16 protein-coding genes are annotated in these 16,903 nt (G+C 68.4%); 8 read left to right on the top strand and 8 right to left on the bottom strand.

The annotated features are described in order from the left end of the window. The first annotated feature begins 85 nt into the window (after positions 1 to 85). The gene (hemG, locus tag ACFU7D_RS00900) at positions 86 to 1,402 is read left to right on the top strand and encodes a protoporphyrinogen oxidase (RefSeq protein ID WP_378862083.1); all 1,317 of its coding nucleotides are present in this window, start codon (positions 86 to 88) and stop codon (positions 1,400 to 1,402) included. 3 nt (positions 1,403 to 1,405) lie between these two features. On the opposite strand, the gene ACFU7D_RS00905 is transcribed toward hemG, so the two are convergent. The 5 genes from ACFU7D_RS00905 to ACFU7D_RS00925 form a co-directional block, all read right to left on the bottom strand. Further along, a complete protein-coding gene (locus tag ACFU7D_RS00905) occupies positions 1,406 to 2,041 on the bottom strand; it encodes a protein TPRXL (RefSeq protein ID WP_378726361.1) in 636 nt (211 codons plus the stop codon). Next, positions 2,034 to 2,675 carry a hypothetical protein gene (locus ACFU7D_RS00910; protein WP_378726363.1) on the bottom strand — a complete coding sequence of 214 codons (642 nt, stop codon included), beginning with the start codon at positions 2,673 to 2,675 and terminating at the stop codon, positions 2,034 to 2,036. Before ACFU7D_RS00910 ends, ACFU7D_RS00905 begins: the two co-directional genes overlap by 8 nt. Continuing rightward, positions 2,675 to 3,883, bottom strand: coding sequence for a hypothetical protein (locus ACFU7D_RS00915; protein WP_378862086.1), 1,209 nt, complete (start codon positions 3,881 to 3,883; stop codon positions 2,675 to 2,677). The genes ACFU7D_RS00910 and ACFU7D_RS00915 overlap by 1 nt, the downstream gene beginning before the upstream one ends. 16 nt (positions 3,884 to 3,899) lie before the next feature. Next, positions 3,900 to 4,196 carry a flagellar protein FlgN gene (locus ACFU7D_RS00920; RefSeq protein WP_378862089.1) on the bottom strand — a complete coding sequence of 99 codons (297 nt, stop codon included), beginning with the start codon at positions 4,194 to 4,196 and terminating at the stop codon, positions 3,900 to 3,902. Between the two features lie 198 nt (positions 4,197 to 4,394). Continuing rightward, on the bottom strand, positions 4,395 to 5,315 hold the full coding sequence (locus ACFU7D_RS00925; protein ID WP_378862092.1) for an alpha/beta hydrolase: 921 nt from the start codon (positions 5,313 to 5,315) through the stop codon (positions 4,395 to 4,397). Positions 5,316 to 5,373: 58 nt separating this feature from the next. Here ACFU7D_RS00925 and hemQ point away from each other — a divergent pair, with 58 nt between their 5' ends. The 5 genes from hemQ (at position 5,374) to ACFU7D_RS00950 (ending at position 12,281) form a co-directional block, all read left to right on the top strand. Next, a complete protein-coding gene (gene hemQ, locus ACFU7D_RS00930) occupies positions 5,374 to 6,093 on the top strand; it encodes a hydrogen peroxide-dependent heme synthase (RefSeq protein ID WP_091052485.1) in 720 nt (239 codons plus the stop codon). Positions 6,094 to 6,238: 145 nt separating this feature from the next. After that, positions 6,239 to 6,946, top strand: a complete 708-nt coding sequence (locus ACFU7D_RS00935; protein WP_378862095.1) for a hypothetical protein — start codon at positions 6,239 to 6,241, stop codon at positions 6,944 to 6,946. An 11-nt stretch (positions 6,947 to 6,957) separates the two neighbouring features. Further along, positions 6,958 to 10,638: an RHS repeat-associated core domain-containing protein gene (locus ACFU7D_RS00940; protein WP_378862098.1), complete on the top strand. Its 3,681-nt coding sequence runs from the start codon at positions 6,958 to 6,960 to the stop codon at positions 10,636 to 10,638. A gap of 104 nt (positions 10,639 to 10,742) precedes the next feature. After that, a complete protein-coding gene (locus tag ACFU7D_RS00945) occupies positions 10,743 to 11,684 on the top strand; it encodes a pentapeptide repeat-containing protein (protein ID WP_378862101.1) in 942 nt (313 codons plus the stop codon). A 3-nt stretch (positions 11,685 to 11,687) separates the two neighbouring features. Continuing rightward, entirely contained in the window at positions 11,688 to 12,281 is a 594-nt protein-coding gene (locus ACFU7D_RS00950) for a hypothetical protein (protein WP_378862104.1), read from the top strand. Here ACFU7D_RS00950 and ACFU7D_RS00955 read toward each other — a convergent pair whose 3' ends face one another. After that, a complete protein-coding gene (locus tag ACFU7D_RS00955) occupies positions 12,282 to 13,562 on the bottom strand; it encodes a uracil-xanthine permease family protein (protein WP_378726381.1) in 1,281 nt (426 codons plus the stop codon). A 103-nt stretch (positions 13,563 to 13,665) separates the two neighbouring features. Between ACFU7D_RS00955 and ACFU7D_RS00960 the strand changes: the two genes are divergently transcribed. Beyond that, the gene (locus ACFU7D_RS00960) at positions 13,666 to 14,430 is read left to right on the top strand and encodes an LLM class F420-dependent oxidoreductase (protein ID WP_378862107.1); all 765 of its coding nucleotides are present in this window, start codon (positions 13,666 to 13,668) and stop codon (positions 14,428 to 14,430) included. A gap of 149 nt (positions 14,431 to 14,579) precedes the next feature. Here ACFU7D_RS00960 and ACFU7D_RS00965 read toward each other — a convergent pair whose 3' ends face one another. Both ACFU7D_RS00965 and ACFU7D_RS00970 read right to left on the bottom strand, forming a co-directional pair. Then, the gene (locus ACFU7D_RS00965) at positions 14,580 to 15,470 is read right to left on the bottom strand and encodes an aminotransferase class IV (protein ID WP_378862110.1); all 891 of its coding nucleotides are present in this window, start codon (positions 15,468 to 15,470) and stop codon (positions 14,580 to 14,582) included. 17 nt (positions 15,471 to 15,487) lie between these two features. Beyond that, positions 15,488 to 16,198: an HAD family hydrolase gene (locus ACFU7D_RS00970; protein ID WP_378862112.1), complete on the bottom strand. Its 711-nt coding sequence runs from the start codon at positions 16,196 to 16,198 to the stop codon at positions 15,488 to 15,490. A 78-nt stretch (positions 16,199 to 16,276) separates the two neighbouring features. On the opposite strand from ACFU7D_RS00970, the gene ACFU7D_RS00975 reads away from it, so the two are divergent. Next, entirely contained in the window at positions 16,277 to 16,903 is a 627-nt protein-coding gene (locus ACFU7D_RS00975; protein ID WP_378862115.1) for a nitroreductase family protein, read from the top strand.

Below are 16,903 nucleotides of genomic sequence, written 5' to 3' on the forward strand. Positions count from 1 at the left end.
ACGTACGTCGGCCGAGGTGGCATTCCGGTGCCCACTCGGCCGACGGGGGTGACGCCTCGGCAATGGCGGGTGGGAGACTGCTGCTGTGCGTGTCATCGTCGTCGGAGCAGGGATCGCCGGGCTGACCGCGGCCCGCGATCTGTCCTTGAAGGGGCACCGGGTCACGGTGCTGGAGGCCTCCGACCGGGTCGGAGGAAAGATCCGCGGGGAGTCCGTGGCCGGGCAGGTCGTCGACGTCGGGGCCGAGGCGATGCTCAACCGTCGGCCCGAGGGCGTCTCACTGGCCAGGGAGATCGGCCTCGACGTCGTGCACCCCACCGACGCGAAGTCCTCGATCTGGTCGCGTGGCGCGCTGCGGCCGATCCCGCGCTCGATCATGGGCGTACCTCTCGACCTGGCCGCGCTCGAGTCGGCCGGTCTCCTCTCCGAGGAGACCCTGGAGGTCGTACGCCGCGAACCCACGCTCCCACCTGCGAAGACGGACGAGGACATCTCGGTCGGTGACTTCATCGCGTCCCGGTTCGGGGACGAGACGGCCGATCGGCTGGCGGACCCGCTGCTCGCGGGGGTCTACGCCGGTCATGCCCGCCGGATCTCGGTGAAGGCGGCGGCCCCGCAGTTGTTCATGCTCGCCGAGAAGGGGTCGCTGCTCGAGGCCGCCGCGGCGCTGCCGAGCTCGGACGTCCCGGTCTTCGCCGGGATCGACGGCGGGATGTCGCGGTTGCCCGAGACCCTCGCCGCGGGACTGGACATCCGGCTCGACACCCCGGTCGACGCGGTCACCCGCACCCCGCAGGGCTTCTTGGTCGAGCACAGCCTGATCGAGACCGGCGAGGTCGAGGCGGCCGACGCCGTCGTGGTCGCGACCCCCGCTCCGGTCGCCGCCAGGCTGCTCCGCTCGACCGCCCCGTCGGTCGCGCGCGAGCTGTCCGGGATCGAGACCGCGAGCGTCGCAGTGGTGACCTTCGCCTTCCCCGAACTCCCCGCGGAGCTGGCCGGCAGGTCCGGATTCCTCGTCCCGCCGGTCGAGGAGTGTGCGATCAAGGCCTCCACCTTCTCCTTCGCCAAGTGGGCCTGGGTGGGGGAGCGCGGCACCTACCTGCGTACCTCCATCGGACGCCACGGCGAGCCGCCCTCGGACGACGACGACCGTCTGGTCGCCGACTCCCTGGCTGCCCTGGCCGAGATCGCCGGGATCACCGAGACGCCGACCGACGTGCACGTCCAGCGCTGGACCGACGCGCTCCCGCAGTACCCCGTCGGCCACCTCGACCGGGTCGCCCGGATCCGGCAGGGACTCCGCGGTGTCCCCGGACTCGCCCTCGCCGGGGCCTCCTACGACGGCGTCGGGATCCCGGCCACGATCGCCTCCGCCCACCGCGCCGCCGCGGACATCAGCTGAACCTCAGGCCGGCATCCACCGCAGCGTCGAGACACAGACGTCGAGAGCCAGCTTCCATGCCAGGAACTTCTCGTCGGTCGCCGTCATGTCCAGCGGCCGGGCGATCGTCGCGGTCAGCTGAAGCCCCCGACGCCGCTTCGAGCCGGGGACGGGGGTCATGTAGACGATCGTCGTCGCGACCACGGGCTCGTCGCCCTCGGCGGTCTTGGTCGACTCGCGCTCGTATCTGATGAACCGCTTGTCGCCGAACAACGGCTTGGCGCCATGGTCCCGGATGATCGCGGCGACGTGGGTGTCGAGGGTCCCGCCGTTGCCGGCGTGGAACGTCGTCGCGACGATCGCGCCGGGAATGAGGGCGAGGCTGTCGGTCTCGGCGGTGGCGGCGAAGTAGGCCTTGACCTGCTGCTGCTTCATGAGCGCGTATGCCTGATCGAGCTGCGCACGCATGGAGGCGTGCAGCTCGGGCCGGTTGATGCTCATGAAGCGCTTCTTCAGTGCCGCGTCCATCGCGGCCCGGTCTGCCTCGCCCGGGGAGTGTCGTTCCCACCCGGGGAGGAGCTTCAGCTCGAACTCCGGCTCCTTGGTGCCGCCGAGCAGCTCGCGTAGCGAGGACTGCGGGGCGGGTGCTGCCTCAGACAAAGGACGAGTCCTCCCATACGTCGAACGGGTCGCTCGGCATGCCGGGGATCGGCTCTGCCGAGAACGGGGTGCCATCGGGGCGTTCGATCTCGAGCTCGGCGAGGAAGAGCGGCATGTCCGCGATGGTGAGACCGAAGATCTCGGGTGCGCCTGCCTCGACCACGACCATCACGCTGATCTCCTGCGTCGAGAAGACGAAGATGCCGGTGAGGAACTCGACGGTCTCACCGTCGACCTCTCCGGTCCTGGACGCGAGACATCTCAGTCCGGGACCGAGAGCGGCCCCGGCGTACTCATCGACGTCGAAGCCCTGCTGCCGCCACTCCTCGGGCGAGGTCGGCTCGCCGCCCCCGAGTACGACCCGCACCCGGCTGACGACGGGCGCGGGCAGCGGCCAGTGGAGCATCGAGGCCAGCGTCCCGGGGTGGAGGTCGCCGGCGAGGTGGTGCGCGAGCAGGGCACGCGCGTCGGGGTCGACCTCGTCGGTCCACTCGCCGTCCCAGGTGTCGCGGAGCGTGGCGAGCACGTCCTCGACCCACCTCTTCGCACCCGCATCGTCGAGCACGCCCGCGTTCGGGACCCAGATCCATCGCTCCGACGGCTGGGCGATCTCAGCTTGCCATGTCTCCGGCATCATGCCTCCGAGGGCTGTCTGCTCTGCTGGTCATGGGTGCGGCGCTCGTCCAGCCCCTGGCTCGTCGAGGTGGTGCCGTACCACTCGCCTGCCCACTTCCCCAGGCCGCTGAGCCCGTCGAAGCCGGCCCCGATCTTCTGGCCCCAGGTCCCTGTGCGTATCCCCCCGTAGATGGCCATCCCGGTAGCGATGTCGGAACCGCTCATGATGCCCACGGGAATGTCCTTGGGGGGCTTGAACGGGTTGGCCATCCAAGCGGCCCTGGTCCGGGGGACCTCCCTGAAGCCGGTGGAGATGGAGAGTGCGGTCTTGAACTTGGCGCCGAACGTGACGTTCACGGGAGGTGGGTTCAGCGGCGCCGCTCGTTTCAGAGCAAAGTTTCCGAAGCCTCGTCCGGCCGCGCCGGCGGTCTTCCCGCCGGAGGCGGCACCCTTCCCCAACTGGCCCCAGGCCTTGCCGATCTGGCCGAGCTTTCCGAAGGGGAGCACCGCGAGAACCGCCAAGAGCACGTCTGTCACCTCGCATTTGCCGGCCGACGCCTGGACGATCTTGCCGATCAGCACCAAGGCGCCGAGGGCGAATCCGATGACGGCGACGATGCCACCGAGGAAGAGCCCGGCGATCATGAAGACCATCGCGATGGCCTCGAGGATGTTGATCAGGAAGCCGAAGATCTCCCAGAAGCCGTCCTTGATGCTGCCGGCCATCTCGTTGCCGATGCCGTTGACCGCGAGGTCGTAGGCGTCTTCCCAGGTGTCGTACTCGGCATCCCAGGTCTCCGCGTCGTCCTGCCATTCGTCGTACGCGGCCTTCTTGGCCTGTCCCTCGTCATCGTCCGCTTCGCGGTCTCCCGGAAGCCCCTCATAGGTGGTCCACTTGTCGACGCAGGACTCGACCAACGGTCCCATCTTGGCTTGCTGTTCCCCGAGGCTCGTGCCGTACGCGGCGATCAGCGGCCCCACCGGCGTGTAGAGCTCGCTGGCCTCCCGCAACGTCTCGTAGGAGGACCCGATCTTGTCCTGGAGCTCGGCGACGGCCTTCCCCTGCATCTGGCCGTCGGCCAGCTCGCCGGTCGCGACCTGCTCGAGGACGGTTGCCGCGTCGGACATCTGGATCCCGAGCTCTTCGATCTTGTTCCCGCGAGCGACGATCACTGCCGAGTCGCCGGTGAGGGGCTGGATCTCCCGGCCCTTGGGTGACTGATCCATGACTCACTCCGTCCGTCTATTTCTGCTGGAACAGGAGAGCCGTCTCGCTGTCCCAGTCCTGGAATCCCTCGACGACCCCTTTGATGTGGTCGCGCACGTCGGAGAGCTCGTCCTTGAGATCCTTGCGCTTCATGTCCCAGCGCTGTTCGAAGTCGTCGGTCTGCCCGCGCAGCTCGCCTCGGCGGAACGGGTTCCCGATGGCGCCTTCGAGCGCGTCGGAGTTCCCGACCGCGTGCTCGAACTCGTCGATGATCGAATCCAGCTTCTTGACCGTCTGATCAAGGGTGTCGATCTTGATGGAGACGTCTGGCATGTCGCTACGCCTTTCCGAGGTGCGCAGGGCTCGCCGAGGAGAGGCGCGAAAGCGCTCTCAGTCGCAGGCGAATGGGGGGACCGAGGTGGCGTACGACCCGAGACAACCTGGCGACGAACACCCGAGTGGAACGTTACAACACGGCTGGGCGCGGAGGGTTAACAAACTCCTAAGCGAACGTAGAAAACTGCTGATGCTTCAGCGGAGGAAGGCGATGATCCCGGCGAGAGCCTCCGGTGCGACCGGAGCGACTCCGGGGAGCGACATGAACCCGTGGAACGCGGTGTCGTAGTCCACGAGCGAGACCGGCGTCCCGGCGGCACGGAGGGCCTCGGCGTACCGGGTGCCGTGGTCGCGGATCGGATCGTGCAGCGCGGTGATGATGTGGGCCGGCGGCAGGTCGGCGTGAGAAGCGGCACGCAGGGGTGAGGCCTGCCAGGACTCGTCCCCGTAGCGCTCGCCCATGTAGAGGTGGCCGAAGGTGCTCATCTGCGTCGAGGTGAGCACCGGCCCGTTGGCGTTGGCCGCCTCGGAGGGGAACTTCTCGTACATCTCCACCGCCGGGTAGATCAGCACCTGAGCCCGCACCGTCGGTCCGCCCGCATCGCGGGCCATCAAGGACACCACCGCTGCCAGGTTGCCGCCGGCGCTGTCGCCCATCACCGCGATCCGAGACGGGTCCCCGCCCAGGTCGGCGGCGTTCTTCGAGACCCATTCCAAGGCGGCCCAGGCGTCCTCGACGGCAGCCGGGAACGGGTGCTCCGGCGCCAGCCGGTAGGACGGTGCGACCACGATCGACCCGGTCTCCGCGGCCACGTGCGAGGAGACCCACGCGCTCTGCTCCGGGGTCCCCAGACACCAGCCGCCGCCGTGGTAGTTGATGACGACCGGCGCGGCCTCGCCGACGCCATGAGGCGTGTAGATCGCGAAACGGCGGCCATCGACGTACCTCTCCTTGATCTCGACGTCCGCAGGACGGCCGAAGAGGAACGAGCTGACCGGCCCGGTGCGGAGCCCCTCGCGCTGGGCGCGCAGGGCGATCATCTCCTCGGCGTTCAGCGGTGTCTTGACCAGGCGCTCCTGGAGGAAGGCGAAGATGCGGGTACGCAGCGGCAGCATGGCGCTCACGATAGAGCCCGAAAGGGCACGGTGACCGGCGGTAGCGCAAAATGGGGGCATGACCGACCCCCAGGCCGACATCAAGTCCAACGCAGCCAAGATCAACGAGCTCAACGCGACCCTCCGCTACACGATGTGGTCGGTCTTCTCCCTCGAGGAGACCCTCGGTGACGCCGACCGCAAGGCCGAGGCGGTCGAGGTCGAGGAGCTCTTCGCCGCCTTCGCCGGCGAGGACATCGTGGTGCGTGGCACCTACGACGTGGCCGGCCTGCGCGCCGACGCCGACGTGATGTTCTGGCTGCACGCGGACTCCTCCGACAAGCTCCAGTCGGCCTATCACCGCCTGCGCCGCACCGCCTTCGGCGGCCGGCTCGTCCCGGTCTGGTCGCAGATGGCGCTGCACCGCCCCGCCGAGTTCAACCGGAGCCACCTGCCGGCGTTCCTCGCCGACGAGCGCACCCACGACTACGTCGCGGTCTACCCGTTCATCCGCTCCTACGAGTGGTATCTCCTCGATGACAAGGAGCGCCGCCGCCTCCTCGCCGAGCACGGTCAGATGGCGCGCGACTACCCCGACGTGCGGGCCAACACCGTCCCGTCCTTCGCTCTCGGTGACTACGAGTGGATGCTGGCCTTCGAGGCCGACGACCTCTCCCGCATCGTCGACCTGATGCGCCACCTCCGCGGCTCCGAGACCCGTCGTCACGTACGCGAGGAGGTGCCGTTCTACACCGGCGCCCGCGTCGAGATCGGCGACCTCCTGGACCGCCTCCCCTGATTCCCCGGACGCGTCCGGAAATTCACTGGGCGGCTGTCCGCGTCCTCCACTAGCGTTCTCCGTCGCGATGGTTCGTGCTCGGGTTCGTACGTCGACCCGACACGGTCATGAGATCCATGTGACTGCGGAGGGCAGAAGTGTGGGGATGACGATCCCGGGAGAGCTGGATTTCGTACTCGACCTGCTCGGGTACGAGTGGCCGAACGTCGACGAGGATGCGGTCCGCGATGCCGCGCAGCTCCTGCGTGGCCTGGAGACCGATCTGCGGGGCACTCTCGATGAGCTGGAGGTCCGCGTCAACGAGCTCGGCGACGGTGCCAAGGCACAGTCGACGAATGCGCTGATCAGGGCGTGGACGGAGAATCGTTCGTCCAACATGGATGCGGTGCTCGACACGCTCCCCGGAGTCGCATCCGGGATCGATGTCGCTGCCGACGCGATCGTCGCCCTGAAGGTGAAGGTGATCGCAGAGCTGACGATCACGGCCGCCCAGATCGCGGCGGCCGCTGCGACTGCGGTGGTGACCGCGGGAATCAGCGTGGCCGGCAACGCTGCGCTCATCGCAGTGCGGAAGAAGGCGCTCGACATCGCCACCGACATCGCGATGGAGGAGCTGATCGGTCAGCTCGCCACGATGGTGATCGATCCGCTGACCGGCACGATCGCCGAGCTCGCGATTGCGATCGCGGAGGCGCCGTTGGTGACCGACGGTGACGCGACCGCCGCGACCAAGCTCAGCTATGACGTGATGGATCAGATCGCCTCCGCGCTCAACGACTGTGGCGCCGACCAGTACGAGTTGTGCTCCACGTTCGCTGCCGAGGTGTCGGCCCTGCCCTTCTTCCAGTCCTAGGAGAGATTTCGATGGCCAGAAAGATGGATGATGTCGTCGAGGAGCTTCGTGAGGCGGCGACCAAGGCGATGGGTGATGTCGGTCGGTCGCTGAAGAAGAACGCCGACGACGTTGCTGATGGGGTCCGGAAGCATGCGGACGCGCGCAAGGACCTGGACAGCGACATGGCGAGGTCGGGGTCCGACAGGCCCGGCCGGACCGACAGTCTGCCCTCGGACAGGGGCGGCACGGACAGGGACGGGAGCCGCGACCAGCAGGGTTGTGGTGACCCGGTCGACGTGGCCACCGGTGCGGTCTTCCTACAGCAGACCGACCTGACGCTTCCGGGCGATCTCCCGCTGGTCCTGAGCCGTAAGCACTCGAGCGACTGGACCTATGGTCATTGGTTCGGCCTCTCGTGGTCCTCGACGTTCGACGAGCGGATCGAAGTCCACACCGATCTGGTCGGACGACGTTCAGCTGTCGTGGTGGCGGCCGACACCCGAGCGCATGTCTTCAAGAACCTCACCGCCGGCGAGGACGCCCGGCCGGTCGCTGGCGGGCCGCTCCGGCTGCGGGCCGGCGACGACGGCGGCTACCGCCTGCTGGACACAGCGACTGGGGAGACCCGTCATTTCGACGCCCCCGTCGGCGGGACTGCCTGGCTGACCTCGATCACGAACACCTCGGGTGACTGGATCCGGTTCACCCGTGACGACCAGGGCACGCCCGCGGAGGTGACCCATAGCGCCGGATACCGCGTGGGGGTGGCCACCACCGGGAACCGGGTCACCGGGTTGTCGGTGACCCGTCCTGACGGCGCTGATTCCGCCGAGGTGATGAGCTACCGCTACGACAGCCGCGGTGACCTGGCCGGCGTCGTCAACGGCTCTGGCCAAGAGCTGCAGTTCACCTACGACCAGCACCGGATCACCCGCTGGATCGACCGCAACGGCACCAACTACGACTATGCGTACGACGATCGTGGCCGCTGCGTCAGCCAGGGCGGCTCGGACGGCGTCATGCGCAACACCTTCCACTACGGCGAACCCAACGCCAGCGGACTGCGTGAGACCCGCGTCACCGACTCCCGCGACCTCGCCACGGTCTTCAAGATCAACTCCCGCTACCAGGTCGTCGCCTCGATCGACGCGCTCGGCGGCGCGACCCGCTCGGAGTGGAGCGAACAGAACCAGCTCCTCGCGCGCACCGACCCGCTCGGCCGTCGCACCGACTACGTCTACGACGCTGCCGGGAACTTGGTTGATGTCACCCGCCCCGACGGCAGCCAGATCGCGCTGGAGTGGGTAGACACCGTCGCCGGGCCGCGCCTGGCGCGTCAGGTTCTCCCGGACGGCTCGGTGACGGCCCTGGGTTACGACGAGGCCGGGCGTCGCACGTCGGCGACCGATGCCACCGGCGCGACCACCGAGTTCGGCTACGGACCCGACGGTCATCTGGCGTCGGTCACCGACGCGCTCGGCCGGGTCCGGGCCGTCGAGACCGATGCCGCCGGTCTGCCGCTGCGGATCGTTGAGCCGGACGGTCGCCGGGCGGAGTTCGAGCGCGACTACTTCGGCCGGGTCGCTGCGAGCACGGATGCCCTGGGTGCGCGAACCGTCTACTCCTGGACCGTCGACGGTCAGCTCGCATCGCGGCTGCTTCCCGACGGCACCTCGGAGTCCTGGAGGTACGACGCCGAGGGCAACCCGGTCTCCTACATCGACCCCGCCGGCCGAGTGACCCACACCCGGTTCACTCACTTTGACCTCCCCGCCGAGGTCATCGCTCCCGACGGCTCGATCACGCGCTACGCCTACGACCCCGAGCTGCGTCTGACCAGCGTGACCAGCCCGCAGGGCGCGGTCTGGCGCTACGACTACGACGAGGCCGGCCGTCTCGCGACCGAGACCGATTACAACGGCCGCACCCTGGCCTATGCCTACGACACGGCCGGCCAGATGGTCGAGCAGACCAACGGTGCAGGTCAGCGCCTGGTCTACGACTACGACACCCTCGGCAACGTCGTCTCCGAACGATCCGAGGGGCCAGCCGGCGACCAGACAACGACGCTGGCCTACGACCCGCTCGGCCGCCTCCTGCGAGCGACCTCTCCCGGCGTCGACCTGGCCGTCGAGCGCGACCAGCTCGGTCGCGTGCTCGCCGAGTCGGTCAACGGACGCAGAGTCGCCAAGACGTATGACGCGCTGGGCCGTCCGAAGCGGCGTACGACACCCGCGGGCGTCGAGACCGAGTGGTCCTACGGTGCGGGGATCACCCCGGAACGGATGACCGTCGCCGGCCAGGAGATCGCCTTCGAGCGCGACGAGGCTGGCCGCGAGACCCGACGCACCACCGGCGACGTCGTCCTCGAGCAGACCTGGGACCTCCTCGGTCAGCCGCTGACCCAGCGCCTCGAGCGCAGCGCCGGTGCGGTGTCGATGCCGGGCGATGTGCTCCAGGAACGCACCTACGCCTACGAGTCCGCCGGCCGGCTGATCGGAGTCGAGGACCGCCTCACCGGCGCCCGCCGCTTCGAGCTCGACATCGCCGACCGGATCACCTCGGTCGAGCTCGACGGCTCCACCTCAGAGGCCTACTCCTACGACCCCCTCGGCAACATCACCCGCGCCGCGACCGCCGGCGGCGACGCTGAGCGCCGCGACTACGAAGGCACCCTGCTCACTCGTTCCGGCCGCAGCCGCTACGCCTACGACGCCCAAGGTCGTCTCGTCCGCCACTCCCGCACCAGGCTGTCGGAGAAACCCGACACCTGGCTCTACGAGTGGGACGCCAACGACCGCCTCACCGCCGTACGTACCCCTGACGGAACCCGCTGGACCTACCTCTACGACGCCCTCGGCCGCCGCGTCGCCAAGCGACGCCACGCCGACTCTGCCGAGGTCGTCGAGGAGACTCTGTTCGCATGGGACGGCCCCATCCTCATCGAGCAGACCGCTGAAAGCGGCGACACCCTCTCCTGGGTGCATCAGCGCTACCAGCCCCTCGCTCAGGTCGAGCTCACCCAGGACGAAGTCGACGCCCGCTTCTACTCGATTGTCACCGATCTCGCCGGAGCGCCCGCGGAGCTGGTGACGCCCGATGGCGACCTCGCCTGGCACGCCCGTAGGACGGTCTGGGGTGCGTCTGCCGAGTCGTCTGCCACCCCACTCCGCTTCGCCGGCCAGTACGCCGACGACGAGTCAGGTCTCTTCTACAACCACCAGCGCTATTACGACCCGGCGACCGCGCGCTATCTCAGCCAGGATCCGCTGGGGCTCGCGCCGGCGCTCAACCCGAACACCTACGTCCACAACCCGACGACGTGGAGCGATCCGCTCGGCCTCTCGCCGTGCCGCGACGACATCAAGAACCGGCTCCAGGCGTATGTCGATGAAGCGGTCAGAAAGTTCGATGCGGGGGAGATCGCTCTCACGCCGGCGCAGCGACACCTGGCCGACCAGGAAGGCAAGGAGTTCTTCGAGGCCATCTTCCGCGGCGAGCGGATCGACAACTGGGTGAAACAGCAGGTCGAGGCCGACCCCAACATCAACGTGGGCATCACTCCACGGTTCAAGTACGGCCCAGACTTCTACTCGATCGACGACGGCGCCGACGCTTGGTGGGACATCACGACGCGAGGAGAGATGAAAGCCCACGAGCGCGACTACAACGCCGACTGGGGACAGGGCCACGGAATCTTCACGAACTAGTGTGGTGCGCGCGGAGATCGTCGTCGGTTGGCAGGCGGCCCACTCGGCGATGTCACTAAGGTAGTGGCGCGTCTCCAACACACACGATTAGGAGCGAGTTCAACGTGAGCAAGAAGGACGTCACGCAGCGTTGGAGGGACCAGCCAGGACTGGCTGCGGCCGCTGCGCGCTGGCTGTCGGACACTGCCGCGCCGTTGCCGGAAGGCATCGGGACGATCGAAGGTCGCGTCGATCTACGTGGTCTGCCGACGTTTCCTGCGGGTGACGTGCGCGAGCTGCGGAGCGTGCGTTGGAGCGGTCTCGACCTGACGTACGCAGATCTCTCGGGGCTGTGGTTCTTCGACGTCGTGGTCGAGGACTGCATCCTCGATCAGGCGAGCCTGAAGAACTCCCGCCTGTTGGGTGTCGAGTGCAGTCGGACGAGCCTCGTCGGTGCTGATCTGCAACAGGCCACCGTGGGCGGAGCGACGGCTGACTCGTGGCCGACGTGGATCGACGTCGACTTCAGCAAGGCCAAGCTCGGTCGTCGGATGTGGTCCGGGGTCACTATCACCAGGTGCACCTTCACCGACACCAAGATGAAGGGCACCGAGTTTTGTCGTTGCTCGATCAGCGACACGACCTTCGCCACCGACCTGAGCGAGGTGATCTTCGACGGCAAGCGCTCGGGTCTGGCGCGTGACCTGCCGTTCCCCGAGCAGGAGTCGGTCGTGATGCGGCAGTTGGACCTGTCGCAGAGCAGGCTGATGTTCACCGGCTTCCGCACGTGCACAATGGAGGGCGTGTCGTGGCCAGAGGATCCGAAGGTTCGGGTGATCTTGGATCCGGCGGACGTGGTCGAGAAGGCAGCCGGGTGGCTGGAGGCCCAAGACGGCCGCGGCAACAGTGCCGCCGCGAAGGGGATCCGTCGGCTGATGGACGAAGTGAATGTGCTGCTACCCGAGGGGACGCCGTTCGTCGTCGTCAACCTTGCCGAGTGGGAGCAACCGGCGTACGCCATCGACATGGAGGCCGCACTCTTCGGCGAGGGGCAGCGCCAGAGGTGACGCGTGGGTGACTACTTCCAGTGGATCGTGGATGTCGAGGCGACTGAGGTGCAGGCGGCGGAGGTCGCGGACAGGCTACGGCGTTGGCTGGTCGAGTGGGGTGTGATCGTCCCGGAGGAGACGCTCTGCGCGATCAGCAGTCCTGGCCATCGACCGGGGCCGAACTTCCTGGCCGCGCTTGACGAGAGCGAGGTCGACCCCAACCCCGATCACATGGACGGCGTCGAGATCCAGGTCGGGCGGAGGTTGTTCTATCCAGGGCAGGGCGAGGTGGGTCCGGCCGAATGTCCGGCGTGCGACCACACGTTCGGTGAGCTCACCTTCGAGACTTTCGACCAATGGGGCGATGACCCCCAGATCGGCGAGCTCGTGGCTGCAGCCGGCCGTTGGGTCGAGGGCGGGTCGGCGGAGGTGAGGTGCCGCGAGTGCGGTAGCAGCGCTCACCTCAACGATTGGCGCTGGGGCTACGGTGCGATGGCCGTGGGGCACGTCGGCATCACGTTCTGGAACTGGCCCCCGCTTGCCGAGGGCTTCGCGCACGCGGTGTCCAACGAGCTCGGACACCGCATGCGCGATGGGTTGCCTCAGAAGCTCTGACTAGCGCCGCAGCCGTGCGAGCGCGCTCATCCCGTGGTAGATCACGACCGCGGCGATGGTGCCCAGTGCGATGCCGGTGAAGGTGAGGTCGCCGAAGGTCAGGGTGAGGTTGCCGATGCCGATGATCAGGGCGACGGCGGCGGTGAACTGGTTGACCGGGTCGGCGAAGTCGACCCGGTTGTCCATCCAGATCCGGATGCCGATCAGGCCGATCAGGCCGTAGAGCGCGACGGTGATCCCGCCGAGCACGCCGGCAGGGACCGTGTTCAGGAGCGCCCCGAACTTCGGAGACAGCGACAGCAGGATCGCCACCACGCCGGCGACCCAGTACGCAGCGGTCGAGAAGACCCGGGTCGCGGTCATGACGCCGATGTTCTCGCCGTACGTCGTCGTCGCCGAGCCGCCGAAGCCACCGGCGATGGTGGTGGCGAGGCCGTCGGCGAACAGGGCCCGGCCGGTCTCGCGGTTGATGGAGTCGTCGCCCGCGAGGTGGGCGACGCTGCGTACGTGGCCGACGTTCTCGGCGACGAGGACGAGCACGACCGGCAGGAACATGGGCACCACCGACCAGGACACTGTCGGCGTGGAGAAGTCGGGGAGCCCGAACCAGGCGGCCTCCTGGAACGCCGAGGTGTCGATCTGGCCCATGATCAGCGCGGCGACGTAGCCCACGACGACGCCGACCAGGATGGAGAGCCGGGCGATCAGGCCCCGGAAGGCGACCGCGACGACCAGCACGGTCGCCAGGGTGATCGCGGCGACCACCACCGAGCCGTTGTCGGGCTTGGCCGGGTCACCACCGACGACGTTGTTGGTCGCGGCGGAGGCCAGGTTGAGACCGATCAGCGCGACGATCGCACCGGTCACCACCGGCGGCATCAGCGCCTCGATCCAGCCGGTGCCGGTGACCATCACGATCACGCCGACCAGCGCCAGCAGCGCACCGGTGACCAGGATGCCGAAGAGGGCGGCGCCCATCCCGCCGCCACCCATCGCCGCGCCGATCGGCGCGATGAAGGCGAACGAGGAGCCGAGGTAGCTGGGCAGCCGGTTGCGCGTGATCAGCAGGAACAGCAGCGTGCCGAGACCGGAGAAGAACAGGGTCGTGGTCGGCGGGAAGCCGGTCAGCAGGGGCACCAGGAACGTGGCGCCGAACATCGCGACCACGTGCTGGCCGCCGAAGCCGATCGTCCGGGGCCAGCTCAACCGCTCCCCGGGCTTGACGATCGCCCCCTCGCGTACGTTCTTGCCGTCATCGTGCAGATCCCAACCGAGTCGCATCTCGCACCCTCTTCAGCTCTCGTACGGCGCGCTTCGCCGCCTGCCGAACGATAGGGCCGATTCGCGCGAGGACGGAAGCCGGACGCTCCGTAGGGTTGTTCACATGACGATCCGCATCGGAGTCCAGATCCAGCCCCAGCACGCCGACTATGCCCAGATCCGCGATGCCGCCCGCCGCGCGGAGGAGATCGGCGTCGACATCCTCTTCAACTGGGACCACTTCTACCCGCTCTACGGCGAGCCCGACGGCAAGCACTTCGAGGCCTGGACCATGCTCGCGGCCTGGGCCGAGCAGACCACGCGTGCCGAGATCGGCTGCCTGGTGACCTGCAACTCCTACCGCAACCCCGAGCTGCTCGCCGACATGGCCCGCACCGTCGACCACATCTCCGGTGGCCGGCTGGTGTTCGGGATCGGGTCGGGCTGGTTCGAGAGGGACTACACCGAGTACGGCTACGACTTCGGCACCGCCGGGTCGCGCCTCGACGCCCTCGGCGAGGCGCTGCCGCGCATCGAGAAGCGCTGGTCCGAGCTCAACCCCGCACCCGTCCGGAAGATCCCGGTCATGATCGGTGGCGGCGGGGAGAAGAAGACCCTGAAGTACGTCGCGAAGCACGCCGACATCTGGCACTCCTTCTCCGACGTCCCCACCCTCGAGCGCAAGCGCGGCATCCTCGCCGAGCACTGCCGAGGCGTCGGCCGCGACGTCTCCGAGATCGAGATCTCGGTCGAGGTCGGCGACCTCGAGTCGGCCAAGGCGTTCGCCGACGCCGGAGCCACGCTGTTCACCCACGGCGTCAACGGCCCCGACTACGACCTCTCGTTCCTCGAGGAGCTCGTCGCCTGGCGGGACTCGGTCGGCGCTTGACCGTTCACCGAGGTAACTCGGTCGGTCGGTGAATGTTCACCGAGGTAACTCGGTCTGCTGTCGCTTCCTTCGTGGAGTTCCACGAAGACAGTGCGGCTTCACCGAGTTACCTCGGTCGGCATCCCAGCACGCTGACCGAGTTACCTCGGTCAGCAGACGACAGTGCCCGCAGTCGCCTGCAGGTCCGCGTACGCCTTGGTGAGCTGCTGCGTCATCGGCCCGCGCTCGATCGGCCGGCCGTCGAGGGAGACCACCGGGGTGAGCCCGCCCATGGTGCCGGTGACGAAGGCCTCGTCGGCCGTGTGGGCGTCGGTGAGCGAGAAGTCACCGACGTCCACCGGCAGGCCCAGGTCGGCGGCGAGGTCGAGGACGGTGGCGCGGGTGATCCCCTCGGGGCACGCGCGGGTCGTCGAGGTGCGCAGCACCCCGTCGCGTACGTGGAAGAAGTGGGTGGCGTTGGTCTCCGCGACGAAGCCCAGATCGTCGAGCATCAGCGCGTCGTCGGCGCCTGCGTTGTTGGCCTCGACCTTGGCCAGGATCGAGGGGATCAGGTTGTTGTGGTGGATCTTCGGGTCGAGCATGTCGGCGCGCGGGCGGCGCTGGGTCGCGGTGATCAGCGTGATCCCGGAGTCGTCGTAGACCGGCGACTTGAACTCGGCCAGCACGATCAGGGTCGGACCCGACTGGTTGAGCCGCGGGTCCATGCCGGAGGTGACCTTCACCCCGCGCGAGAGCGTGAGCCGGATGTGGACGTCGTCGCGCATCCCGTTCGCGGCCACGCACTCGCGGATCGCCTGGGTCATGAACTCGTCGGACGGGATGTCGGAGAAGGCCAGGGCCCGCGCCGAGCGCCGCAGCCGAAGCAGGTGCTCGGAGAGCTTGAAGATGCGTCCCTGGGTGAGCCGCAGGCCCTCCCAGACCCCGTCGCCACCCTGGGCGAGCGAGTCGAACGGTGAGATCCGCGCCTCCAGGCGGTGCGTCAGCTCGCCGTTGATCCAGACCTGGAGGTCGTCGTTGCGGGGGTCGTACGTCTGCAGCATCAGTCACCAATCTCGACTCAAGGAGCCATGACATAGGGGGCGAGACGATCGTAGTAGGGCAGGCATCGCTCCAGCAGCGGCGCCAGGCGCGCGGGCAGCGGGTCGGCGGCGCCGGGGGAGGAGGCGGCGAACCCGGTGGAGGCCCACACCCCGGAGTACCAGTGCGGGGCCCAGACGCCGTCGGAGTCCCGGCGCCCGGCCGGCCACGACAGCATCGCCTCGTCGAAGCCGATCCCCAGCGCCTCGCACAGCCCGACGAGAGCCGCCCGCGGTGAGGCCAGGATCGAGGCGGCATCGACCACCGGCCCGCCGAACTCCTCGAAGAGCGCCACCTGCTGCGGCAGCCCGAGGTCCTCGAGCGTCGGCTCCTCCCGGACCTTGGCGTACGAGGTCAGCACCCGCTCCGGGTCCCGGACCAGAAACGCGTGCGAGAGCCCGGCGAAGGCGCCGTGGTCCATCTCCGGAAGCAGGTGATGGGTCATGTGCTTCTGGTACTGCACCGGCGATTCGATCGGCCCGGACGTGATCTCACGAGCCACCACCCGCCAGTCGTTCGGCTGAGAGGCGAGCACGTCCTCACGCCCCGGATGGTCCAGGCCCGTGGCCGAGAGGTAGGCGGCGTACAGCGGCTCGTCGATGACCGTGCAGTCGGGCCGGTTCTCGAACGAGCGCATCAACGCCGTGGAGAGGTTTCTCGGTCCCGACCACATCGCGATCCGCACAGTCACGGCGCCACGCTATCCAGGTTCGGCGACCCTGTCCGGCGAGCCGCGGAATATCGACCGTGCCGCCGGTGTCCATCCAGCATGACCGAACTCCTGCCGCTCGACCCCGACCAACTGCTCACCACCACCCGAGCCGTACGCAAGCGCCTCGACCTCGACCGCGACGTGCCGCTCGACGTCGTCCGGGAGGCGATCGAGATCGCCGTCCAGGCGCCCTCGGGCAGCAACAACCAGCGTTGGCACTGGATCGTGGTCACCGACCCCGCGCTCAAGCAGCAGGTCGGCGACCTCTACGCACGCTCGCACACCGAGGCGTACGCCGGGCGGGAGGAGCCCGCCGACGCTGCCGGCGCCCGGCTGAGCTCCAGCTCCGTGCACCTGCGCGAGGTGATGGGGCGCGTGCCTGTGCAGGTCATCGCCGCGATCGAGCGTGACGTACCCGGCCTCCCGGAGGGCAACCAGGCCGGTCTGTGGGGCTCACTGCTCCCGGCCGCATGGAGCCTGGCCCTCGCGCTGCGAGCCAGGGGGCTCGGCACGACCTGGACGACCCTCCACCTCGGCTACGAGCGTGAGGTCGCCGACGTCTTGGGCCTGCCCGAGAACGTGCACCAGGGTGTGCTCCTGCCGGTCGCCTACACCGTGGGAACCGACTTCAAGCCGGGGCCGCGGCGCGACCTCGACCCGATCATCCATGTCAACGGATGGTGA

Source organism: Nocardioides sp. NPDC057577, from assembly GCF_042801335.1.
Classification (GTDB): Bacteria; Actinomycetota; Actinomycetes; order Propionibacteriales; family Nocardioidaceae; genus Nocardioides.